Raw genomic sequence first — 21574 nt, forward strand, 5'->3', positions numbered from 1 at the left:
GCTGCTACGGTACATAACCGTAACGCTTGTTGTGTGAATGGGGTCACCATGTTCTCCCTCCCGCTGCGGGACGGCGCCACCCTCCGCCCGCTCGAGATCCGGCACGCCGAGGAGTTCGCCGCCCACATGGCCCGGGCACGTGAGCACATTCGGCCGTGGGTCGGCGCGGGGTTCCTCTCGTCCGACATCGAGGGCGCGCGCGCCACCCTGCGCCGCTACGCCGACCGCCAGGCCGCGGACGGTGCGCGCCTGTTCGGCATCTGGCTCGACGGCACGCTGGTCGGTGGCGTGATGTTCACCGACTTCTCGACCGAGACGGAACTGTGCGAGGTCGGCTGCTGGCTGGAGCCTTCCGCGGAGGGCGCGGGCCTGATCACCCCGGCCTGCGAGATCCTCCTGGACTGGGCCCTCATAGAGCGCGGCGTCCACCGCGCGGAGTGGCACTGCCGCGCCGACAACAAGCGCAGCGCGGCGGTGGCCCAGCGCCTCGGCATGACCCTGGAGGGCGTGAACCGCGAGACCTGGGCGTACGGCGGCACCCGCCACGACAAGCAGGTGTGGGCGGTGCTCGCGCCGGAGTGGCGGGCCCACCGGGGCCGGTAGGAACGCTCAGGCCCGTCGACGCCTAGCCCTGCCCCGGCGGTGCACCGGCCGGCCGTGGCGCGGCTTCGGGGACGGGGCGACGCGGGGCGGGCACCGTCCCCAGCAGTTCCCACAGCGGGGCGGCGCCGGCGGCCCACTGGGCGAGCAGGTGGCGGTCCACCAGGTGGAGACGCTGGGAACGGGCGAAGGCCACGGCCTTGCTCGTGAACCGGCCGTTGGTCACCAGGACCACGACGTCGCCGTGGTGGACGGGGCGACCGGTGCCGTTGAGGACGTGCAGGTCCGGAGTCCCGACCGCGGCGCCGGCCAGACCGGCCCTGCGGTGCTTGCACTGGATGACCCACAGACGGCCGAACGGGTCGGTGGCCTTCACGTCCGCGCCGTCGTCCCCGGCCCCGCCGACCCTGATCGTCCGGGGGCAGCCGTCACGGCGCATGAGGTCCCGTACGGCCTCCTCGAACTGTTGGTGGTGCAGGGCGTCGATCTGCGGCAGCAGGAGACGCAGCCCCTGGTCGCGCACCCGGTTCCGCCGTGCGGTCTCCCTCTTCCGCCGCACCCGGGCTCCACCCGCCGTCGCGGCGGCGAGCAGGAGCAGGATCAGCACCCACGGATGAGCGGCCAGCCACCGCAGGGCACCGGCGACGAGGGTCCACACCACCGCGAGGAGCAGAAGAAGCAGAGCCGCCCGCTCCCACCCGGCAGCCCTGCGCGGGCGGCGGGTGGCCGTGCCGCGCCTGGAGACCGTGCGGGCGGGCCGACGGCGCGGCCGCGTCCGCGACGGGGTCCGCGAACGGGTCCGGCGACCGCTCGGACGGGGCCGCCCGCTCACGATCCGGCCTGCGAGACGCCGCGGACCAGCTGCCCGATCCCGTGGAAGACGCCCTGGCCGATCGGGGTCGGCGCGATCAGGATGCCCAGGGTCAGCACCAGGAACGCGGTGGTGCGTTCCTCCCGGCGGCTCCTCGCCTGGGTTCTGCGGCGCAGCCTCATCACCACGATGACCGCGAGCAGCACCGCCACGTTGATCGTCATCACGCGCAACCCACTCCTGCCCACCCGCACGGCCCATGCGCCGACCCGGCGCCCCGGACCAGTGCAGCCGACGTCCGTCGCGGACCGCAGGCGTTCACCGGGCAATGGCGAATCCGCACCGGACACTGTCCGGTTGCCGCCCGGACGCCCGTTCCCCGCTCGGCCCCCTGCACCAGGAGGCGCGGGCCACGACCGCTTGGCTCGGCAACGCGTACGGGGCCGCTCACCGGAGCGGCCCCGTACGGGTACCAACTGACTGACTGACCAGCCGATCAGCCGGTGATGGAGAAGGCTTCGCCGTAGACGCTCCAGTACAGCGGGGTGTTGAGGTCGAAGTTGCCCTCGTTGAGGAAGCGGCGCTGGGCCGTGCTGACACGGGTGGTGTCGCTGTGCGCCTCCTCCTTGCGCATCTCCTCCTCGCGGGCGTCGAGGAAGGCGTTCAGGTAGGCGCGCTCGTCGCCGCCCTTGGAGGGCGGGAGGGCGCGGGAGAGGGCGACCGAGCGGATGCTGCGGAAGCCGTCCTCTCCGTGCATCACGGCTGCGTCGTAGTAGGCGAACTGGCCGAGCGCCCGCAGACCGTCCTGCTTGGCCTGGGAGACCGCGGGGTTGAAGTAGACGCGGTCCCGCTCCTCCTCCTGGGTCTGCGTGAACACCGAGTCCTGGGCGGCCTGGCGCCAGGCGTTCGTGAAGCCGGGGTCGAGCCCCTGGTGGGAGTCGGTCCCGTTCACGGCGCGCAGCGCGTTCAGGTAGGGGGCGAGCGGGTTGGACGGCTTCTTGGCCGTGTAGCGCTCGACCAGATCGAGCATGTCGCCGGTGCCGGAGCAGAAGCCGATGATGCCGGCGGTGTAGCCGCGCCCGTCGTCGATGTCCTCGATGTACGAGAACTGGGCGCGCCAGTCGAGGGAGGAGTTCTCGAAGGTGGAGACCAGCTTCATGGCGACCTCCTTCTTGCGGGGGTCGTCGAGGTTGGTGCCGGGCGACGGCGGCGTGGTGCCGGAGCCGTACGCCTCCACCTCCCAGAGCGAGTAGCCGTACGTGGTGGCGCGCTTGGTGCCGAAGACGCGCAGGTAGCGGCCCGTGCCGTCGACGGCGAGGTCGTCGGTGCCGCCGTCGCCGGTGGTCGTGGCGTAGACCTGGCGCCAGGTGGAGCCGTCGTCGGACAGCTCGACGCGGTACGCCTTGGCGTAGGCGGCCTCCCACTTGAGGACGACGCGCTTCACCGTGGTCGAGGGACCGAGGTCGACCCGTATCCACTGGTTGTCCACGCCTTCGGCGCTGGCCCAGCGGGTCGAGGTGGAACCGTCGACGGCCTTGGCGCCGCCGAGCGTGCTGCTCTCGGTGGTCGAGGCGGTGACGGGACGGCCCTGGGCCAGGTTGCCGGCGGCCGCGGTGGCCGTGGTGAGGCCGGACACGGCGGGGAGCAGGACACCGGTGGCCGCGGCGACGACGAGTGCGGCCAGGCGGCGGCGCCGGAGTGCGTTGATCGTGGGGGGCATGTCGCTCCATCTGTGAGGTGGGAGGACTGAGGAAAACCTCGGCGACCCGCGACTAATAGGAAAGCTTCCTAACTTTCGGCGGGCGAGAGCGACAGTAGGGGGATGCCTCCGACGACGCAAGGGGGCGGACAGGAAGGGGAGTTGAGGATTCTTCGCGCGCGGCGTACGCGGGGCGTGTGACGTCCACCCGCACGCGGGCGCGTCTCACCCGTGACGACGGCCCCCGCCGCGCGGGGTGCGCGGGCGGGGGCCGGTGGGGGTCAGCCCTGGCGGGCCTTGAAGCGGGGGTCCTTCTTGTTGATGACGTAGGTCCTGCCGCGGCGGCGGACGACCTGGGCCCCGGGCTTCGCCTTCAGGGCGTGGAGGGAGTTGCGTACCTTCATCGTCAGCGGACCTCGCGGAACTCGACGTGTGCCGCCACGACCGGGTCGTACTTGCGCAGGACCAGACGGTCGGGGTCGTTCTGGCGGTTCTTCCTGGTCACGTAGGTGACGCCGGTGCCGGCGGTGGACCGGAGGGTGACCACCGGGCGCTGGGTGGTGCGGGCCATGCTGTGCTCCTTCCGGCCGACACGCCCCGAGATCCTTTTGAGTCGGGCATGCCAGCTTCGATCCGTGTAACAGGGCACCCCCGCGCCACATTCCCGCGTTCTCGCAAAACTCTTGCTCTTGCGAGTAATAAGCAAGAAGGTAGGCGAGTCCTTACGTCGCCTCGCCCTTCCCGCGCCTTCCCCCGCACCCAGGACCCGGAGCCCGCCATGCCCAGACTGCTGCCCGACGCCGGACCGCAGCGCGTCATCGCCGCCTCCAATCTCGTCAACACGATGGGCAGCGGGCTGTACCTCACCGCCGGTGTCCTGTACTTCACCCAGGCGGTGCACCTCCCGGCGGCCCAGGTCGGGCTCGGGCTCGGGGCCGCCGGGCTCGTGTCGCTGGCCGTCGGGATCGCCGTCGGGCACCTCGCGGACCGGCGCGAGGCCCGGAGCGTGTACGCCGTCACGCTCGTCGTGCGGGCCCTGGCGACCGGGGGCTTCCTGTTCGCCGACCGGCTGTGGCTCTTCGTCCTGACGATCTCCGCGGCCGGCGCCGCGCAGGCCGCCGGGCTCGCCGCGCGCAGTCCCCTCATCCGACGGTACGGCGGGGACCGGCCGCAGGAGTTCCGGGCCTATCTGCGGGCCGTCACCAACGTCGGCATCTCCCTGGGCGCGCTCGTCGCCGGCTGGGTGGTCCAGGTCGGCACCCTCACGGCGTACCAGCTCCTGATCGTCGGCACCACCGTCGCCTTCGCCGCCTCGGCGCTCGTGCTCCTCCCCCTCCCGCCGGTGCCGCCCCTGCCCGCGACCGGCGGGCCCCGCCGGCTCGCGCTCAAGGACCGGCCGTACCTCTTGATCACCGCGATCGACGGCGTCATGAGCGTCCAGTTCAAGGTGCTCACCGTGGCGATCCCGCTGTGGCTGGTCGAGGCGACGAGCACGCCGCGCTGGCTCATCGGCGGCACGATGCTGGTCAACACCCTCATCGTGATCGCCCTCCAGGTGCGGGCCAGCCGCGGCATCGACTCCCCCGCCGCCGGAGCGCGCGCCTACCGGCGTGCGGGGGTCGCCTTCCTGGTGTCCTGCGCGCTGGTCTCCCTCGCCGCCGGGACCCCCGCGTGGGCGGCGGCCACGCTCGTCCTGACCGCCGTGGTCATCCACACCGTGGGCGAACTGTGGCACGCCGCCGCGGGCTTCGAGCTCTCCTTCGCGCTCGCGCCCGAGCACGCCACCGGGCAGTACCTCGGCGTCTTCGGCCTCGGCGCCGGGCTCGCCGAGGGCTTCGGCCCGGCCCTGCTCATCGCGCTGTGCATCGGCTGGGGCCGCCCCGGCTGGTACGTCGCCGGGGCGATGTTCGCCCTCACCGGCCTCGCCGCCCCGCTCGCTGTGCGGTGGGCCCGGCGGACCCGGACCGGTGGCGGTGCGCTCAGGCCTGCGGGGTCGCCGAGGCCCCGAGCGGGTGTTCCCCAGGGCGGTTCGTGACGCCCCTGGTCAGAACGGCCGAGCTGCCGAGGACCGTGCCGGCCGGGCCCGCGTCCGTCGCGCGCGCCAGCACCGTGCGCTGCCCGAGGAACGCCGAGGTCTTCCGGTCGAAGATCCACTGGGTCTGTTCGCCCTCGGCGGTACGGGCCACGGCGACGCCCTCGCGGCCCGCCGCGTCCCTCGCGGACGGCAGCACGGTCGTCCCCGGGATCCGCGCCGCGGCCCCGTACAGCGCGGCCGTCACCTTCGGCGGCGCCCAGGTCTCGGTCAGCAGCGTGCCGATGGCGGTGAAGGCCCGCTGGTGCGCGTCGCCGCCACCGGTGGTGCGGGTCTGCGCGTAGACCAGGCTCAGCAGGGTCTCCGGGTCGGTCGGCAGAGAGGCGACGTAGGTGTGGGTCGGGTTCGTGACCGACGCCGTCGGGGCACCTCCCTCCGCCAGACGGGGCGTGGCGCCCCGGTGGTCGAGCGTGTAGACGGGCGCCCGGACACCGAGCGGGCTGTCCGGCGCGCCCTGCTCGCGCAGCAGGCCCTCGCGGCTGCCGTCGGCGGACAGCCAGACCTGACGCCGGTGCGCCGGCGGCAGCGCGGCGGATCCGCCGGCCGCGCTCCGGGCCGCGTACGCGACCAGGCTCTCGATGTACACGAACTGCTCGGGACGCGCCTCGGCCCGCGGACTCGCCGCCGCCACGAGCGCGGCCCGCGTCAGGATCTGGCCGGGTCCGGGCGCGGCGACCCCGGCGTGCGGGGCGGGTACGGGCGGCGCGGGCGACTCGCCCGCGACCACGGTCAGGGCGACGGCGCTCACGGCGACGGTGCAGGCCACCGCCGGGAGCGCGAAGCGCGGGACGCGGCGACGCGCACGGAGGGGACCGGGCGCCTCGGTCGCGTTGAGGATCCGGTGCTTGAGCGCCTGCCGGCGCACCGGGGGCAGGTCCGGCACCTCGGGAGGCGGCAGCAGAGCCGCGAGCTCGGCGCGGAGGGCTTCGTCGGCGGGGGTGTTCACAGCGAGTTCTCCGGGGCGGGTCGGCGCGCGAGCGCGGGGGCGGGGGCGGGGAGGGAGGAGCGGTCGGGGACGGGAACGGTGACCGCGATGGGGTGGGCAGCGGCGGGAGCGGTGGTCGCGACGGCGTGGGCGGGGCGAGCGGGGCGGGGGTCGGCGAGCACGGTTCGGGCGGAGGCGGGCTGCGGGGCCGCGCTGCCGCCGGAGCGTGCGTCGGCCAGAGCGGTCCGGGCAGAACCGGACTGCGGGGCCATGCCGCAGCCGGAAGGGACCTCGCCCGGCACGGCTCGGGCAGAGCCGGGCTCCGCGTACTCGCTGCCGCCGGAGCGGACGTCACCCGGCACGGCTCGTACGGAGCCCGACTGCGGGGCCATGCCGCCTACGGGGCAGGGTCCCGCGGGCACGGCTCGGGAAGAGCCCGGCTCCGCGTACTCGCTGCCGCCGGAGCGGGTGTCCCCCAGCCCGGTTCCGCCGGAGCGGACCTCGCCCGGCGTGGTCCGGGCGCCGGTGCCACCGGCCCCGTCTCCCCTCCGCGCCTTCCGTGCCTTCCGTACCGCCTTCAACTCCGCGTCCGCGAGCGCCCGCAGGCGGTCCCGGGCGCGGGAGAGGCGGGAGCGGACCGTGCCGGTGGGGATGCCCAGGGCCTCGCCGGCCGCGGCGTAGTCGAGGCCGGCCCACACCACGAGGGCGAAGACCTCGCGGTCGCGGCGGCGCAGGCGCTTCAGGGCGGCGCGGGCGGCGGTCAGTTGCTCCGTGTCGTACAGGCGGGTCACGACGTCGTCGGCGAAGTCCGGGAGCACGCCTCGGTCGGCGAGCCGGGCCAGGGCCGTGTCGCGGCGGCGGGCCTCGCGGGCGGTGCTGCGCAGGATGTTGGTCGCGATGCCGAGCAGCCAGGGGCGCAGGCCGTCGCCGTCGGGGCGCAGGCGTTCGCGGCAGCGCCATGCCTCCAGGAAGGTGGCGGAGACGACGTCCTCGGCTGCGGCCTGGTCGCCGCAGACGCGCATGGCGTACCGGAACAGGACCTGCGCGTGCTCGTCGTAGGCCTCGCCGAGTGCCGTGGTGTCCCCGGCACGGAAACGATTCCTCATAGGTGATTCCACATGGAGTACTGGGCGCTGGTTCGCCCGGGTTCCCGTGACCTGCGCCACATCCGCCCCGTCTCTGCCGTTGGTGTGGCGCAGGTCACGGGAACGGGGGCCGCCCTTCCGCCCAGTGCTGATCATGAACAACATCTCGCAGAAGCGCACGACCCGTCGGACCCTGCTGCGCGGGCTCACGCTCGCCGCCGCCGGTACCTGCCTCCCCGCCGCCGTCGCGCACGCCGCCACCCCGGCCGCCGCGGCGACCGCCCCCACCGAGACGTACACGCTGACGCTCACCCACCTGGGGCGCACCGGCGCGCCGACCACCGCCTACACCACCTACGTGGTCGGCGTCTCCGGCGCGGCGGCCGCGGTCAAGGAGAAGATCAGCGAATCGCCCGACGCGACCGTCACCCTCCAGGTCCCCAAGGGGCGTTATCTGCTGCACTCCTCGATCAACGTGTACGACCCGCGGATCGAGACGGACTGGATCGTCCAGCCGCGGCTGGACGTGGACGGCGACACGACCGTCGTCTTCGACGCGCGGACGGCCGAGCCGGTCGACATCTCGCCTCCGGAGGCCGGAACCGCGTACCGGCTGGGCGGCACGTACGTCCAGGTCTCCCACGAGGGCGGCACCGCGTTCGCGAGCATCGTCAACTCCACCCCGTATCTGCGGACGGCGCACCAGGGCCCCGCGGCCGAGCCGGGTTCGGTGCAGCAGTGGTTCGACGCGTACTGGAAGGGCGAGAAGCGGGGGTACGCCCTCGGCTACACCTTCACGTCCGACCGCGTGCTGACCGGCATCGTCCGGCAACCGAAGGTCTCCGAACTCGGCACCCTCACGGTCCGCACCGTCGCGCCGGAGACGGGTGGCGGGTACGGGTTCCTCGACCTGGTGCCGGCCGGTGACACCGCCGTGGCCCTGCCGCACCCGTTCCAGGTCCCGGGCGACACCACGTTCATGATCACACCCGACCGCGGCGCCTGGGAGCTGCTCTACAGCGCCCCCACCGCCACCGAGGAAGCCACGCCGAACCGGTACCACGTGTCCGGCGTACGCGTACGGGCCGGGGCCACCACCCTCGTCACCTTCGACACCCCGGTCTTCGGCCCCGCCCTGGATCCGACGCCGGGCGCCCGGCCCGCCGGCCTGCGCACCGGGAACACACTCGGCCTGGACCTGGCCCTGCTCGCGGACGGTGAAGGCCACCGGCCGAGCGCGCCCCTGTTCGAGGGGGCGAGCACCACCCTGCACCGCAACGGCCTGCTCGTCGGCACCCGGCGCGGGACGCCGGGACGGGCGGAGTTCACCGTGCCGTCCGCCCGGGGCGACTACCGTCTCTCCACCACGGCTGCCCGCCCCGGCGGCCGGGTCACGGCGGCCTGGACCTTCACCTCGGCGGCCACCGCCGCACCGGCCGAACTCCCGCTCAGCGTCGTCCGCTTCACACCGGAGCTGCGGCCTGACGGCACCGCCGCGCCGTACACCACCTCGCTCGTGCCGGTGACGGTGCAGGGCGCGGCCTCGGTGTCGGGCGTCCGGTGCCTGGCCGTCTCGGTGTCCACCGACGCGGGCACGACCTGGACCCGGGTGCCCATGGTCGGCGGCCGGGCCTCCGTCCGTACGCCGGGTGCGGGCGGCACGGTGTCCTTCCGCGCCGAGCTGACGGACGCCGTCGGCAACACCCTCACCCAGACGCAGATCGGCGCCTACCGCGTCACCGCCGGCTGATCCCTGGCGGCGGAGAGACAGAGAGCCCGGGCTCCCGGGAGAACGAGAGAACGAGAGAACGACGGGCCGGGCAGGTCGCTGACCTGCCCGGCCTCTCGGATCGCGCCTGTCGGGGCGTACGGCCTAGCCCCGGTCGCCCCCGAGGACGTCGAGCCGCATCGACGCGAGCCGCTCGGGCTCGGCGATCACCTCGATGCCGGTGATCAGACCGTCCGTCACGGCGAAGGTGAGCACCAGCTTCAGACGGCCCATCGGCGCCATCGCCAGGCCGACCGTGCCGTCGACGAGCACCACGCCGGTGAACCGGGCGCGGCCCATCGCGGCCATCGCGCCCCGCGCGACGGTGTGGCCGCCCGCGACGACGATCGGCTCGGGCGTCGGGACGACCCGGCGGTCGGCGTGGAGCACGACGTCCGGGTGGAGGAGGGAGACCAGGGCGGCGAAGTCGCCGCCCCGGGTCGCCGCCAGGAAGGCGTCGACGACGACACGCCGCCGCGCCAGGTCGGCGGCGGCCGACGGGGCCGGGGTGGCGCCGCCCTTGACCCGGCGGCGGGCGCGGCTGGCGAGCTGGCGCACGGCCGCCGCGTTGCGGTCGAGGAGGGGGGCGATGTCCTCGAAGGGGACGGCGAACATGTCGTGCAGGACGAAGGCGAGGCGTTCGGCGGGAGCGAGCGTGTCGAGGACGACGAGGAGGGCGACGCCGACGGAGTCGGCCATCAGCGCCTCCTCCTCCGGGTCGCGGCCGGGCCGGTCGGGCTCCGTCTCGCGCAGCAGGTCGTCGAGGGCGTCCTCGCGGCGCCGGTCCCGGGACCTGAGCATGTTCAGGCAGACCCGGGAGACGACGGTGGTGAGCCAGCCGCCGAGGTTGTCGACGCCCTCGATGCCGGCGGCGTCCGCCCGCAGCCAGGCTTCCTGGAGGGCGTCGTCGGCTTCGGCGAGCGAGCCGAGCATGCGGTAGGCCACCGCCCTCAGATGGCCGCGGTCCTCCTCGAACCGCCGGGTGAGCAGCTCGCCTTCGTCCCTCTTGTCCATGGTCCCCCGCTTCACGATGTCCCGTCGGCCGTTCATGATCACTGCCGATCGGCAGAACGCATCATGGCAGCCGGGGTGTTCACCCCTCCGCCACGGGGGTGCCCTGGTGGTAGTACATGCGCCAGCCCGTCCCGCTCGTGGCCTCCTCCGCCTCGCCTTCCCCCTCCGCCTTGCGCCAGAGGGAGCTGCGGAGCGCCCGCCGGCCGTCGATGAGCGTCTCGTAGGTGACGTGGACGAGGCCCGGCGCGAGAAGCACCCCGCGCAGGCCGGAGGGCTCGTAGCGCGGGCCGTCCGCCGTTCCGCCTTCGAGTCCGGGGAGCGCGGCGAGCATCTCCTCGTACGTCCAGCGGCGTCCGGAGGCGCCGACCTCGACGAACTCGGGGTCGAGAAGGCGGCGGGCCTCGGCGGCGGAGACGCGGGCGGCGGGGTCCATGAGGCGCAGCTCGCCGGCGAGGGCGGCGGCGATCGCCTCCTGCGCGCTGTCGCGGTACGGGCGTTCCTCTTCGTCGTTCATGCGGTCATCCTCCCCCGTCCAGGGGCCGGGCCCCAGGGTATTTCGTACCGATGGGTAGGCGGGCGGACGCTCTTGCTATACCTTCCGTCTAATAGCTTGCTAGACGCGATGTCTAACAAGCGAGCGTTCCTGCCCCCCGAGGTCACCAAGGAGCCGCACCATGGCAAGCAGCACCGTCCGGCCGGCGGACCAGGCCGGCCCCTCCCTGACCGCGACGCCCGCCCCGGACGCGCCCGAGCGCGAGGCGGCCCGGCGGCTGCTCGACTCCTCCGCCAGGCTGTCCTACGACCCCGCCACCGAGGTGGACTGGGACACCCCGCTCGACGAGGGCTTCCACGGCATGAGCCCCGAGTGGAGCACCCTCTACGGCACGCGCTACTGGCAGGAGTTGACCGAGGCACAGCGCCGGGAGCTCACCCGGCAGGAGTCCGCCTCGGTGGCCAGCACGGGCATCTGGTTCGAGATGATCCTGCAGCAGATGGTGCTGCGCGACATGTACGCGAAGGACCCGACGGACCCCCGGTTCCAGTGGGCCCTGACGGAGGTCGCCGACGAGTGCCGGCACTCGATCATGTTCGGGCGCGGCGCGGCCAAGCTGGGCGCCCCCGCCTACCGCCCGGCCCGCTTCGTGCGGGAGCTCGGCCGCGCCTTCAAGACGCTCGCGGTCGGCGAGGCCGCGTACGCCTCGATCCTCGTCGCCGAGGAGGTGCTCGACGTCATGCAGCGCGACTGGATGCGCGACGAGCGGGTCGCCCCGTTCGTGCGCACCATCAACAACATCCATGTCGTCGAGGAGTCGCGGCACATGAAGTTCGCCCGCGAGGAGACCCGCGCGCGGCTGCGCCACGCCGGCCCGGTGCGGCGGCACGTCCAGGCGCTGGTCGTCGCCGTCGCGTCGTACTTCATCGTCACGAGCATGGTGAACCGCGAGGTGTACGCGAACGCGGGCCTCGACACCGAGCGGGCGCTCGCCGAGGCCCGCGCCAACGAGCACCACAAGTCCCTGATGCGGTCGAGCTGTGCGGGCCTGATGGAGTTCCTGGCCTCCTGCCGCCTCCTCACCCGCCCCGCGCTCGCCTTCTACCAGCGCGCCCACCTCATCTGACCTGCCCGAGCGACGAGCGGACGAGCCGACGACGCCATGACGTACGCCATCACCCAGACCTGCTGCAACGACGCCACCTGCATCGCCGTCTGCCCGGTCAACTGCATCCATCCGACCCCGGACGAGCCGGACTTCGGCCGCACCGAGATGCTGTACATCGACCCCCGGTCCTGCATCGACTGCGGCGCCTGCGCCGACGCCTGCCCGGTCGACGCGATCTTCCCCGCGGACGCCCTCGCCCCCGGGCAGCGGGAGTACGCAGCGGTCAACGCCGCCTACTACGAGCAGCGCCCGGCGCGCCCCGAGCCCGTGACCGGACCGACCTTCCACCCCTGGGGCCAGCCGTCCTTCCCGCGCAGCCTGCCGTCCGACTTCGCGCCCATCCGGGTCGCGGTCGTCGGCACCGGGCCCGCCGGGATGTACGCCGCCGAGGACCTGCTCCTGCACACCGGCGCCGAGGTGACCCTGGTCGACCGGCTGCCGGTGGCCGGCGGACTCGTCCGGTACGGCGTGGCGCCCGACCACCCGGCGACCAAGCGGATCGGCGACGCCTTCGCCCGCTTCCACACCCATCCCCGGGTGCGCATGTACCTCGGCGTCGACGTCGGTACGGACGTCACGGCGGAGGAACTGGCCGCGCACCACGACGCCGTCGTGTACGCGGTGGGCGCCGCGACCGACCGGCGGCTCGGCGTCCCCGGCGAGGACCGGCCCGGCAGCCTCTCGGCGACCTCGTTCGTCGCCTGGTACAACGCGCACCCGGAGGTGGCGCCGGACGCCGTCGACCTGTCGGGCACCGAGCGGGTCGTGGTGGTCGGCACCGGCAACGTGGCCCTCGACGTCGCCCGCATCCTGGTGACCGACCCCGAGACCCTGGCCGCGACCGACATCGCCGACCACGCGCTGGCCGCGCTGCGGGCCTCCTCCGTGCGGGAGGTGGTGCTGCTCGCCCGGCGCGGCCCCGAGGACGCCTCCTGCACCGCCTCCGAGCTGCTCGCCCTCGGGAAGCTGCCCGGGGTACGGCTCGTCGTCGACGACGAGGACCCGCGGACCTGGGCCGCCGTCGAGGCCGCCGCGCCCCACGAGAAGGCGGCGCTGCTGCGCGGCGCGGACCGTGAGCGCGTCGACTGGTCCGGGGCGCCCGGACCGGAGCGGCGGATCGTCTTCCGGTTCCACTCCGCGCCCGAGGAGATCCTGGAGGGCGCGGTGCGGGTGACCGGCCCGGACCCCGCCGGGAGCGTCGAGATCCCCGCCGGCACGGTGCTGCGCGCCGTCGGCTACCGGGGCATGCCGGTGGCGGGACTGCCGTTCGACGAGGCGACGGGCACCGTGCCGCACGAGAACGGGCGGGTGGCGGGCCGGCCCGGCACCTACGTCGTCGGCTGGATCAAGCGCGGCCCCTCGGGCGGCATCGGCGCCAACCGGACCTGCGCCGCGGAGACCGTCGGCACCCTCCTCGCCGACGCCGTCGACGGGATCCTGCCCCTCCCGGCCGGCGGCGCCCGCGCCTTCGACCGGCTGGCCCGCGGCCGGGCGAGGACGGTCGTCGACGCCCGGGGGCTCGCCGCCATCGAACGCGCCGAGCTCGCCCGCGGCGGGGCGGCGGGCCGGCCCCGCGTGAAGCTGGGCACGGTACCCGAGCTGGTCGCCGCCGCCCGCGGCCGCCGCCGGCTGTCCCGCTGACCGCGGCCCGTCGCCGCCGCCACCCCTCCCCCATGGAGGTGGGGCGGCGACGGGCCGCGGGGGCGCGGAACGACGGGGAACGCGCGAGGCACTTCCGGCGTGGCATCCGAATACGGTCGGATGATCCCGATATGAGTGCGAAGCATGACTGAGAAGACAGCTGTCGTGGTGGGCGTGGACGGTTCCGAGCACAGCCTGCGGGCGCTCGAATGGGCCCTCGGGGTCGCGCACCACCTGGAGGCGCCGCTGACCGTGGCCCACGTCCGCTCCGAGGCCCTCCAGCTCGGCAGCGCCCGGATCTCCTCCCTCGGCCCCGCCCCCACGATCCCCGACACCGTCCTCGACGCGCTCGCCGACCGGATCGGGGCGAAGACCGAGGGGCTCGACGTGCGCTACGACTCGCTCGACGGCTCCGTCGTCGACGCCCTGACCGGGGCCGCGCGCGACGCCCGGCTGCTCGTGGTCGGCTCCCGCGGGCGGGGCGGCTTCAAGAGCCTGCTCCTCGGGTCGACGAGCCGCACCCTGGCCGCTTCCGCGCCCTGCCCGGTGGTGGTCGTCCCGCACGAGGCGCGGGCCGCGTCGCTGGAGGGCGGCGCCGGGGCGGGACGGGTCCTGCTCGGGCTGCACGTCGAGGAGACCCCGGACGAGGTCGTCGACTTCGCCTTCGAGGCGGCGCGACGGCGCGGGGTGTCGCTGGAGGTGGTGACGGCCTATCCCGTGCCCCCGTCCCCCGCCCTGCTCATCGGCGCCCCCGCGCCCGCCCTGCAGGTGCCGCCGCCGTTGCCCGACGAGACCCCCGAGGTGGTCGAGTCGACCACCCGACACCAGGACGAGCGGCTGCGCCCGTTCACCGATCGCTATCCCGGGGTGGAGGTCGTGCGCACCGTCACGCCCGTCGACGCGGCCGGACGGCTTGTGGAGGACTCCCAGGAGGCGGGACTCGTGGTCGTGGGGCGGCACCGGCGGCACCGGGTCGAGACCCTGCTCGTCGGCTCCGTCGCGCACGCGGTGCTGCACCACGCGGCCTGCCCGGTCGCCGTCGTCCCACCGGTCGACCGGCCCTGACCACGCCCCCGCGCGGCATGTGACGCCACCCGGCGCGCCGCCGGAGCGCAAGCGGGCAGAAATGCGCCGAATTCACCTCTTCGGGTGATGGCGGACATGGAGAAACGTGTCTGCCCGCGTGGGTGCCGGGAACCTCGTCCCACGGGGGGCCGATCCACTGGAGCGTGTCCATGCATCTGATCCGACGCCGCGAACCGCACCTCGCCGTCCGGTCGAGCGAGGGCCTGACCACCGTCGAGCTGTACGGCGAGCTCGACCTGGTGCTGGTGCAGCGCGTCCGGCCCGAACTCGACGACCTCACCCGCGAGGCCGCCGCGTTCACGGTCGATCTGCGCTCTCTCGCCTTCTGCGACGCCTCGGGGCTCGGGCTCCTGGTGCGGTGTGCCCAACGCGTACGAGGGCGGGGCGCGGCCTGGCGCCTGGTGTGCGACCAGCCGATGATCCTGCGGCTGATCCGGCTGGCCGGCCTCGACGACGTACTGCGCCCTGAGCCGTCCGCCCCGGAGCCCGGCGACGGGGCGCCCACCGGGGCGGCCCGGCCACCGGCGCCCCGCGTGGGACGCCCGGGCCGACTGCGGGTGTGAACCCGCCTCCTCGCGCGGTGCGCGGCCGCTACGCGGGCAGCAGCTCTCCCGCGCCCCCGTGTTCCCTGGTCTGGCCGCCCGCGCCGGGGAAGGCGCGTTCGAGCACGCCCTGCGGGCGCAGGCCCGACAGGCGGAGCTCGACGATGCCGCGCACGGCCGGCCACTCGTCGTCGAGGACGGAGTAGAACGCCGTGTCGCGGACGACCCCGTCCAGACCGCGGGAATGAGCCCGGCGCACGCCCTCGCAGGTGGCGCCGAGGCGTTCGATCGCGGCCCGGGAGCGGCTGTTGCGGGCGTCGGCGCGCATCGAGAGCCGGCGTACGCCCCAGGTCTCGAACGCGTGACGCAGCATGAGGTACTTGGCCTCGGTGTTGACGCCGGTCCCGCGCGCCTCGGTGGAGATCCAGGTGTTGCCGATCTCCACCGCGTCGGGCACGGCCGTCAGGGGGTCGCCGTGGGGCGTGCCGGTGGTCGGCGGCCACACGAGGGGCCCGCGCCAGTAGTCGAGTTCGAGGAACCTGGTGGATCCGAGAACCCGGCCGTTGCGGGGATTGACCAGGGCGAAGGGCAACGCCCTGCCCGCCGCCTGATCGGCGAGCGCGCGGGCGATGTAGTCGCAGGACGCGTCAAGGCCGTGGGGCACGGCGGTGTAGGCATAGGCCGCACGATCCAGTGCGCCCGCCCAGGCGATGCCCTCGGCGTGGCGCATGGCCAGCGGCTCCAGGCGCACGGTGCGCCCGGCAAGGACTACAGGTACTGGCACGGAACCTCGGGTCTTTCACGGGCAGGGGACATCCCACGCCGGATCACGGCGGGAATGACGGGGTGAGGTTCGCGCCGGATGCCGACCACTTCGCCTGATGGGCAAAACGGGCCATGAAACGGTTCGTCACCGGTGCGAGGAGGACAGTATGCAGCCCGCAGCGCGTCCTGAACAGAACCCCACACGAACCCGAGCGCACGGCTGGGTGAATGTCCGGTTCACCCCGATCCCTCACATGGCGCAAACCCCCTCCGAAGCCCCCTGCCGAGGGGCCCTAGGAAACCGTTTCCGCGCAGGTGGGATGCCCCCAGCCGTCGGGGTTCTTGGTGATCGTCTCGCCCTTGTCGTAGGGCTTTCCGCAGCGGCAGCGGCCGGGGAACCTGGCCTTGAGCGTGGGGCTCTTGGAGGAGCCCCCCTTGCGGGCCGTGCCCGCCGCCTTCGGGGCGCGCTTCGCGCCCGCCGGGCGGGTCGATCCGGGCTCCGGCGGCGGCAGCGGCGAGCCGGCGGCGGAACCCGCGGCCTCCTGGGTACGGGCGGAGTGGCTGGCGGCCCGGTCGGCGGCGTCGTTGAGGGGGTCGCCGTCGACCTGGTGGGCGGGGGTGTACACGAACTCGACGCGCCGGTCGGCGAGCAGCTCGTCGATCCGCACCACCAGGTCCTTGTTGGCGACCGGGGTGCCGGCCGAGGTCTTCCAGCCCTTGCGGCGCCAGCCCGGCAGCCAGGTGGTGACGGCCTTCATCGCGTACTGCGAGTCCATCCGCACCTCGGCGGGCACGGCGGGGTCGATGTGTTCGAGCAGCCTGAGCAGCGCGGTCAGTTCGGCGACGTTGTTGGTCGCCGTGCCGAGCGGCCCGGCCTCCCAGTGGGCGATCTCGCCGTCCCCGGCGCCGATGACCCAGGCCCAGGCCGCGGGACCCGGATTGCCCTTGGACGCGCCGTCGCACGCCGCGATGATCTTCTCTGTCATCCTCCGATCCTGACATGTCCCCCGACAGGTCAGTGACCACCCGGTCCCGTGACGGGTCAGTGACCACCCGGCGCGGCGCACAGCCGTGCCACCTCGGCGCGGAGCGCGTCCCGGCCGATGGCGTCGGCCCGGGTGGCCGGCACGGTGCAGGCGTACGCCCCGGCCACGGAGCCGTGCAGGGCGCAGGTGCGGACCGGCGCCCCGGCGAGCCAGGCCGCCAGGAAGCCCGCCGCGAAGGCGTCGCCGGCGCCGTTGCTGTCGACGACGGGGGCGGGCGGGGTGACGGCGGGCACGTGGACGAGCGGGGCGTCCGTGCCGTCCAGGAGGTACGCGCCCGCGGCGCCGGCGGTGGCGACGACGACGGACGCGCGGCCGTGGGCGGCGATGGCGCGCATGGTGCGTTCCGGGTCGTCCAGGGCGACGGCGGAGAGGAAGACGACGTCGGCCTCGTACGCGAACGCCTCGTGGTAGGCGGCGGATCCGTCCCAGTCGTGCAGGTCGGTCGAGAGGGTCAGCCCGGCGTCGCGCAGGGTGGGCAGGGCGTGGGCGCAGGGCTGGGTCAGGGAGACGTGGGCGTGGCCGCTGCGGGCGGCGAGCGCCTGCACCGTCTCCGGCGGCAGCCGGTCCTCGTCGTCGCCCCGGGTCGCGTCGTACAGCGAGAGCCGGCGTCCGTCCGGTCCGACCAGGTTGACGGCGCGCTTGGTCCCGGCGGGGTGGGGCACCTCGGTGAGCGGGATGCCCTGCTCCCGGTGGAAGCGTCGTACGAGCTCGCCCTCGGGGTCCGCGCCGACCAGGTCGAGGTGGTGGGTCCGCAGTCCCAGCCGGTGCAGCCCGAGGGCGACGAAGTCGCCGGTCTGACCGGCCCGGGTCTCGATGCCGGGCCGGATCATGTGGCTGTCGGCGAAGGGCAGGGGGAGTTCGGGGACGTACACGATGGTGTCGACGCCGGCACCGCCGAGGACGAGGACGTCGATGTCGGTCTCGGCATCACTGGTGCTGTCGCTGCTCATGCGCGCAGTCAAACAGCGCCCGCCGGAGCCCTGCAAGATCCTGCAAGAAATTTCCGCAAGACCGCCCCGGGCCGTCCGCGTCCTGCGGCGCGGTCCGGGAGCGGTCGGGCGGTGCCCCCCGTCAGTCCTGGGCCGGGAGGCCGTCCATGGTGGCCGGGAGGCTGTCCATGAAGGAGCTGACCGAGAAGACGGCGCGGCCGGGGCCCGCCGGGCCGTAGCCGGGGGGCGAGCTGAGGCCGTGGGACTCCATGGTCGCGCGGTAGGCCTCCAGGAGCCGGATGTGGTACTCCAGCGGGGCGCCCTCCGGGTTGGCCTTGCCGAGGGGGGTGGTGGGCTCGGGGCACCAGGTGGTGAAGCGGGGCGTGATGCCGCGCGACATGAAGTAGTCCAGGCCCTCCGTCGTGGAGGCGATGGCCTCGTCGACCGTGGTGAAGCCGAAGGGCTCGGCCATCTCGACGCCCGCCACGAAGTTGGGGATGACGTTGCGCGGCCCGAAGACCTCCGCCGAGTCCAGGATCCGGCGGTGCCACTCGTCGCGGCCGACGTAGCGCTCCTTGCCGGGGCAGTAGAGCTCGAACAGGCGCTTGTCCCACACCTCGTAGTTGGGGTGGTAGATCTGGATCCCGTAGTCCTTGAAGCGCTGGACGTCGGCCTTGGGCAGCGCCTGGGCGACGACCTTGCCGATCCAGCGGCCGGGGAAGCGCTCCTCGATGGCCTGCGCGTACTGGCCGTAGAAGTCCGCCTCGTCCTTGCCGCCGACCTGCGAGGTGACCGCGCCGCCGGTCAGGGTGTAGGCGGTCGAGGCGCCGGTCGTGTCGTACTTGTCGATGATCGCCAGCGCCTCCAGGACCTCCTCCACGTCCTTGACTCCGGTGTAGGGGCGTCCGGCGGCCTTGTGCTGGCGCCAGTTGTGGTTGATGTCGCAGTACTGGCACTCCTCCTTGGCGCCGAAGTACTGGCAGACGCGGAAGACGGTGAGGTAGATCAGATAGCCCCACTGGATCGTGGGGGCCACCTCCATCACGGACTTCCCGCTGGCGAGGGTGTGCCGGTAGTACTCCGGCATGGGCGGCAGGCCGACGTCCGCGATGCGGCGCCCGTCGAGGTACAGCCCGAGCATCCCGTCGTCACCCGCGGCGACGCGGTACGGCGAGGCCGGGTTGACGCGGACGGACACCACGGTGCGGCGCAGCTCGTACGGGCCGCCGGTGAGCACGATCTCCTCCGGCGGGCGGCGCAGGGCGGCCTCGCCGAGCTCCGGCAGCGTGCGGTGGTCGAAGGAGAAGATGAAGTACGACTTCGGCTTGACCTCGCCGGACGCCTCGTTGGAGCTGTCCGTGAGGGCCGAGTCGTCGAAGGCGATGCCGCCGCGCAGCAGATCCTCCTTGATCACCGCCTCCCTGGGGACGTGCGGGAAGCGGTGCATGAGGTCTTCGACCTCGTCGGTGCGGCGGATCATGCGCGGTTACATCTCCTCGGTCGGGCGGGTCATGAGCCGTGGTGGGCCCCCGCCACCCTAGGACGGCGGAGGGCGGTGCGGCATCCGGCTGGGGTCGCACCCGGCCTAGGTCGCGAGACCGAGGCCGGATACGACCGGGTGCCCCGGCCGGATCGCGTCCGTGCCGGCGCCGGAGGGCGGCCGTCCCCGTGCCGGATCGCGTCCGTCCCGACGCCGGAGGGCGGCCGTCGCGGATCAGAAGTTGCCGTAGTTGACCTGCCAGGTGGGCAGGCCCATCCGGCGCCACACCGCGACCACCCGGTCCCGGTCGTCCAGCGACACGCGGACCGCGTAGCGGTGGCGTACGTGCGCGTCGAAGAGCTCGGCCTTGACGATGTCGTCGGAGCGGCCGTCGTCGGAGGCCCGCATCCACAGCTCGTCGTACGGCACCTCGTACCGCTCCAGCCATGCCTCCGTCAGCGCCCGGTGGTCCTCGCTGCGGCCGGAGAGCAGCACGATCCGGTCCTGGTGGGAGCGCTGGAAGGCGCGCAGGGCCTCGCGGACCGACTCGTTGAGCAGGTCGAGGTCGCAGCGGCTGAAGTCGTACGGTCCGCGGTCGCCGCGCAGCGCCAGGGTGCCGTCGATGTCGCACATGACGGCGGAGGGCAGCGCGGGGTCGGCGACGTACGGGGTGACGGCCGGCCGGTCGTTGAGCCAGGCGTCGGTGAGCCGCCAGCCGCCGCGGGTGGCCTTGGCGTGCTTGTCGGCGAGGATGCGGATGATCTCCTCGCCGACGGGCCGCTCGCGGGCGGCGTCGCGGCGGACGCACTCGTCGACGGGCACGTCGGTGAAGTCGTGCACGACGAAGGTGGCTTCGCGGCCGGCGACGGCGGCCTTGAGGCGCTTGGGGATGTGCGGGGTGAGGTGGGTGTTGTCGACGACGACGTCGAATCCGTCGTCGACGGCGGCGCGGACGGCCGCGTCCTGGATCTCGAGGACGGTCAGCTCGTGGGCGTGCGAGCGGCGGTCGCCGCCCGGCACGTCGAGCATGGCGCGCAGGTCGTCGAGGTTGACCCGGCGCATTCGGCCCTCGGACCGCTCCTGGAGGGCGCGGGCGGCGGTCGTCTTGCCCGAGGCGGGCAGTCCGGTCATGACATGGACCACGGGCACGGTCAGTTCTCCTCGTCGGTGGTGAAGGGGTCGGCGGTCTCGGGACGCAGGGAACGCCAGGTGAGCAGGTCGGTGGGGCGCCCGTCGAGGCGCAGGAAGAGGGCCGAGCGCAGGCTCGGGTCGGGCAGTTCCCGCGCCGCGCGGGCGAACGCGCCCCGGTCGCCGCCGAGCGGGGCGAGCGCCGCGTACGCCGTGTCGATGGCGCGCTCCCGCGCGGCGAAGGCGTCCTCCAGTCCGGCGACGACGGACCGCACCCAGGTGTCGAACTCGTCCGGCACCTGCTCCAGGAGCGCGTCCAGCGGCCGACCGCCCTGGGAGCGCACGCCCCCGAGCTCGGCCATGGACAGGCCCAGGCCCTGGGCGAGTCGCTTGGCGGAGGTGCCGGCGAAGCGCTGGATGCCGTGGCCGCGCCAGATGTCCCGCTCGGTGACGCCGGTGAGGACCTTGTGGAGGCGCACGTACTCGGCGATCTTCGCCTTGGCGCGTGTCCCGGAGGCGAAGCGCAGCACGAAGCCCTCGGCGTCGGTGCCGGTCGCGGGGGCGCCGTCGGGCAGCGTGCTCGACTCCGTCAGCTTGACGAGTTCGTCGAGCGGCATCGGCGGGTGGACCGTGACGACGGAGCCGACGCCCGTCCAGTGGGCCGCCGCCTCGGCGAGGGCGAGTTCGGTGCCGTCCGGGCCGAAGGCGGCGAGCAGGACGAGGTCCCGGCGGTCGCCGTAGTCGACGACGATCCGGTTCTGCGGGTACAGGATCTCGGCGAGGTACGTCACGCCGGGCACCAGCGCCGAGGTGTCGGCGGCGTCGAGGCGGCGCTGCGCCCAGGTGGCCTGGGTGCTGATGAAGGAGCCCTTGGAGGCGACGTGCCAGCGGTCCGCGTAGTGGAAGAGGACGCCGAGGCTGCCGTCGACCTTCTCGTACACCTCGAAGGGCTCTTCGGGCAGCGCGGGCGCGTAGGGGCGGCCGGACTCGTGTTCGGAGACGTTGAAGAACTTCGGCAGGGGCAGGGCCACGACGCGGCCGGTGCTGTCGTCGGCGACGAGACCGCGGCAGCGGACCGTGACCTCGTTCCACACGCCTTCGTACTGACAGACCCGTGTGTACGTGTAGATGGACAGCGGCAGCTCGGGGTGCGACTTGCGGGTCACATGCCCGGCTTCGACGGCTGCCGCCAGTTCCTGCGCCGGCAGCAGCGCGTCGAGAGTCAGGTACGCCTGGCTCATGGGTTCCCTCCCGGTTTCAAGGAGGCCCATTGTTCCGGTCGGTGCCCCGCCCTGACCAGCC

At 73.8% G+C, this 21574-nt stretch carries 21 protein-coding genes and 2 pseudogenes; 7 read left to right on the forward strand and 16 right to left on the reverse strand.

Annotated elements, in window-relative coordinates; genetic code table 11:
* The first annotated feature begins 48 nt into the window (after positions 1-48).
* Entirely contained in the window at positions 49-603 is a 555-nt protein-coding gene (locus tag AB0Q96_RS18185; RefSeq protein WP_365326700.1) for a GNAT family protein, read from the forward strand.
* 22 nt (positions 604-625) lie between these two features.
* Here AB0Q96_RS18185 and AB0Q96_RS18190 read toward each other — a convergent pair whose 3' ends face one another.
* From AB0Q96_RS18190 to rpmG, 6 genes and pseudogenes are all read right to left on the reverse strand, one after another.
* Positions 626-1261 (reverse strand): restriction endonuclease, encoded by a 636-nt coding sequence (locus tag AB0Q96_RS18190; protein ID WP_365326524.1) that lies wholly within the window; start codon positions 1259-1261, stop codon positions 626-628.
* Between the two features lie 167 nt (positions 1262-1428).
* Positions 1429-1638, reverse strand: coding sequence for a hypothetical protein (locus AB0Q96_RS18195; protein WP_365326527.1), 210 nt, complete (start codon positions 1636-1638; stop codon positions 1429-1431).
* A 269-nt stretch (positions 1639-1907) separates the two neighbouring features.
* Positions 1908-2600 (reverse strand): annotated as a pseudogene (locus tag AB0Q96_RS18200) (chitosanase); the annotation flags it as partial.
* Between the two features lie 60 nt (positions 2601-2660).
* Positions 2661-3131: pseudogene (locus AB0Q96_RS18205) on the reverse strand (discoidin domain-containing protein); the annotation flags it as partial.
* Positions 3132-3391: 260 nt separating this feature from the next.
* Entirely contained in the window at positions 3392-3514 is a 123-nt protein-coding gene (gene ykgO / locus AB0Q96_RS18210) for a type B 50S ribosomal protein L36 (RefSeq protein ID WP_365326529.1), read from the reverse strand.
* 2 nt (positions 3515-3516) lie between these two features.
* Positions 3517-3681 carry a 50S ribosomal protein L33 gene (rpmG, locus tag AB0Q96_RS18215; protein WP_046910080.1) on the reverse strand — a complete coding sequence of 55 codons (165 nt, stop codon included), beginning with the start codon at positions 3679-3681 and terminating at the stop codon, positions 3517-3519.
* Positions 3682-3888: 207 nt separating this feature from the next.
* On the opposite strand from rpmG, the gene AB0Q96_RS18220 reads away from it, so the two are divergent.
* Positions 3889-5145, forward strand: coding sequence for an MFS transporter (locus AB0Q96_RS18220; protein ID WP_365326531.1), 1257 nt, complete (start codon positions 3889-3891; stop codon positions 5143-5145).
* Here AB0Q96_RS18220 and AB0Q96_RS18225 read toward each other — a convergent pair.
* Together AB0Q96_RS18225 and AB0Q96_RS18230 are read right to left on the reverse strand one after the other, a co-directional pair.
* Positions 5090-6148 (reverse strand): CU044_5270 family protein, encoded by a 1059-nt coding sequence (locus AB0Q96_RS18225; protein WP_365326533.1) that lies wholly within the window; start codon positions 6146-6148, stop codon positions 5090-5092. The two genes, AB0Q96_RS18220 and AB0Q96_RS18225, sit on opposite strands and share 56 nt — an antisense overlap.
* Positions 6145-7233, reverse strand: coding sequence for a sigma-70 family RNA polymerase sigma factor (locus tag AB0Q96_RS18230; protein WP_365326534.1), 1089 nt, complete (start codon positions 7231-7233; stop codon positions 6145-6147). Before AB0Q96_RS18230 ends, AB0Q96_RS18225 begins: the two co-directional genes overlap by 4 nt.
* A gap of 133 nt (positions 7234-7366) precedes the next feature.
* On the opposite strand from AB0Q96_RS18230, the gene AB0Q96_RS18235 reads away from it, so the two are divergent.
* The gene (locus AB0Q96_RS18235) at positions 7367-8962 is read left to right on the forward strand and encodes a serine protease (protein WP_365326536.1); all 1596 of its coding nucleotides are present in this window, start codon (positions 7367-7369) and stop codon (positions 8960-8962) included.
* 123 nt (positions 8963-9085) lie between these two features.
* On the opposite strand, the gene AB0Q96_RS18240 is transcribed toward AB0Q96_RS18235, so the two are convergent.
* Positions 9086-9994, reverse strand: a complete 909-nt coding sequence (locus AB0Q96_RS18240; RefSeq protein WP_365326538.1) for a sigma-70 family RNA polymerase sigma factor — start codon at positions 9992-9994, stop codon at positions 9086-9088.
* Positions 9995-10073: 79 nt separating this feature from the next.
* The gene (locus tag AB0Q96_RS18245; protein WP_365326539.1) at positions 10074-10508 is read right to left on the reverse strand and encodes a DUF4440 domain-containing protein; all 435 of its coding nucleotides are present in this window, start codon (positions 10506-10508) and stop codon (positions 10074-10076) included.
* 160 nt (positions 10509-10668) lie between these two features.
* On the opposite strand from AB0Q96_RS18245, the gene AB0Q96_RS18250 reads away from it, so the two are divergent.
* From AB0Q96_RS18250 to AB0Q96_RS18265, 4 genes are all read left to right on the forward strand, one after another.
* The gene (locus AB0Q96_RS18250) at positions 10669-11613 is read left to right on the forward strand and encodes a diiron oxygenase (RefSeq protein ID WP_365326541.1); all 945 of its coding nucleotides are present in this window, start codon (positions 10669-10671) and stop codon (positions 11611-11613) included.
* Positions 11614-11649: 36 nt separating this feature from the next.
* The gene (locus tag AB0Q96_RS18255; protein ID WP_365326543.1) at positions 11650-13296 is read left to right on the forward strand and encodes an FAD-dependent oxidoreductase; all 1647 of its coding nucleotides are present in this window, start codon (positions 11650-11652) and stop codon (positions 13294-13296) included.
* A 144-nt stretch (positions 13297-13440) separates the two neighbouring features.
* A complete protein-coding gene (locus tag AB0Q96_RS18260) occupies positions 13441-14361 on the forward strand; it encodes a universal stress protein (protein WP_365326545.1) in 921 nt (306 codons plus the stop codon).
* Positions 14362-14531: 170 nt separating this feature from the next.
* The gene (locus AB0Q96_RS18265; RefSeq protein ID WP_365326547.1) at positions 14532-14945 is read left to right on the forward strand and encodes an STAS domain-containing protein; all 414 of its coding nucleotides are present in this window, start codon (positions 14532-14534) and stop codon (positions 14943-14945) included.
* Between the two features lie 28 nt (positions 14946-14973).
* Here the strand turns inward: AB0Q96_RS18265 and AB0Q96_RS18270 are convergent, their stop codons facing one another.
* The 6 genes from AB0Q96_RS18270 to AB0Q96_RS18295 form a co-directional block, all read right to left on the reverse strand.
* Positions 14974-15708: a GNAT family protein gene (locus AB0Q96_RS18270; RefSeq protein ID WP_365326549.1), complete on the reverse strand. Its 735-nt coding sequence runs from the start codon at positions 15706-15708 to the stop codon at positions 14974-14976.
* Between the two features lie 274 nt (positions 15709-15982).
* Positions 15983-16675 (reverse strand): ribonuclease H, encoded by a 693-nt coding sequence (locus tag AB0Q96_RS18275; RefSeq protein ID WP_365326551.1) that lies wholly within the window; start codon positions 16673-16675, stop codon positions 15983-15985.
* 56 nt (positions 16676-16731) lie between these two features.
* Entirely contained in the window at positions 16732-17685 is a 954-nt protein-coding gene (locus AB0Q96_RS18280) for a PfkB family carbohydrate kinase (RefSeq protein ID WP_365326553.1), read from the reverse strand.
* Positions 17686-17806: 121 nt separating this feature from the next.
* Positions 17807-19144 (reverse strand): radical SAM protein, encoded by a 1338-nt coding sequence (locus AB0Q96_RS18285; RefSeq protein WP_365326555.1) that lies wholly within the window; start codon positions 19142-19144, stop codon positions 17807-17809.
* 234 nt (positions 19145-19378) lie between these two features.
* Positions 19379-20293 carry an AAA family ATPase gene (locus tag AB0Q96_RS18290; protein ID WP_365326557.1) on the reverse strand — a complete coding sequence of 305 codons (915 nt, stop codon included), beginning with the start codon at positions 20291-20293 and terminating at the stop codon, positions 19379-19381.
* Positions 20294-20295: 2 nt separating this feature from the next.
* Positions 20296-21513, reverse strand: a complete 1218-nt coding sequence (locus AB0Q96_RS18295; protein ID WP_365326558.1) for an RNA ligase — start codon at positions 21511-21513, stop codon at positions 20296-20298.
* Positions 21514-21574: the final 61 nt, after the last annotated feature.

Origin of the sequence: Streptomyces sp. NPDC093111, from assembly GCF_040683955.1 — a bacterium.
GTDB lineage: Bacteria > Actinomycetota > Actinomycetes > Streptomycetales > Streptomycetaceae > Streptomyces.

Coding starts and splice junctions, on each gene's coding strand:
- AB0Q96_RS18275 (WP_365326551.1), bottom strand. CDS start 16,675: ATGACAGAGAAGATCATCGCGGCGTGCGACGGCGCGTCCAAGGGCAAT.
- AB0Q96_RS18265 (WP_365326547.1), top strand. CDS start 14,532: ATGCATCTGATCCGACGCCGCGAACCGCACCTCGCCGTCCGGTCGAGC.
- ykgO (WP_365326529.1), bottom strand. CDS start 3,514: ATGAAGGTACGCAACTCCCTCCACGCCCTGAAGGCGAAGCCCGGGGCC.
- AB0Q96_RS18245 (WP_365326539.1), bottom strand. CDS start 10,508: ATGAACGACGAAGAGGAACGCCCGTACCGCGACAGCGCGCAGGAGGCG.
- AB0Q96_RS18260 (WP_365326545.1), top strand. CDS start 13,441: ATGACTGAGAAGACAGCTGTCGTGGTGGGCGTGGACGGTTCCGAGCAC.
- AB0Q96_RS18235 (WP_365326536.1), top strand. CDS start 7,367: ATGAACAACATCTCGCAGAAGCGCACGACCCGTCGGACCCTGCTGCGC.
- AB0Q96_RS18230 (WP_365326534.1), bottom strand. CDS start 7,233: ATGAGGAATCGTTTCCGTGCCGGGGACACCACGGCACTCGGCGAGGCC.
- AB0Q96_RS18285 (WP_365326555.1), bottom strand. CDS start 19,144: ATGATCCGCCGCACCGACGAGGTCGAAGACCTCATGCACCGCTTCCCG.
- AB0Q96_RS18280 (WP_365326553.1), bottom strand. CDS start 17,685: ATGAGCAGCGACAGCACCAGTGATGCCGAGACCGACATCGACGTCCTC.
- AB0Q96_RS18240 (WP_365326538.1), bottom strand. CDS start 9,994: ATGGACAAGAGGGACGAAGGCGAGCTGCTCACCCGGCGGTTCGAGGAG.
- AB0Q96_RS18220 (WP_365326531.1), top strand. CDS start 3,889: ATGCCCAGACTGCTGCCCGACGCCGGACCGCAGCGCGTCATCGCCGCC.
- AB0Q96_RS18185 (WP_365326700.1), top strand. CDS start 49: ATGTTCTCCCTCCCGCTGCGGGACGGCGCCACCCTCCGCCCGCTCGAG.
- AB0Q96_RS18255 (WP_365326543.1), top strand. CDS start 11,650: ATGACGTACGCCATCACCCAGACCTGCTGCAACGACGCCACCTGCATC.
- AB0Q96_RS18250 (WP_365326541.1), top strand. CDS start 10,669: ATGGCAAGCAGCACCGTCCGGCCGGCGGACCAGGCCGGCCCCTCCCTG.
- rpmG (WP_046910080.1), bottom strand. CDS start 3,681: ATGGCCCGCACCACCCAGCGCCCGGTGGTCACCCTCCGGTCCACCGCC.
- AB0Q96_RS18295 (WP_365326558.1), bottom strand. CDS start 21,513: ATGAGCCAGGCGTACCTGACTCTCGACGCGCTGCTGCCGGCGCAGGAA.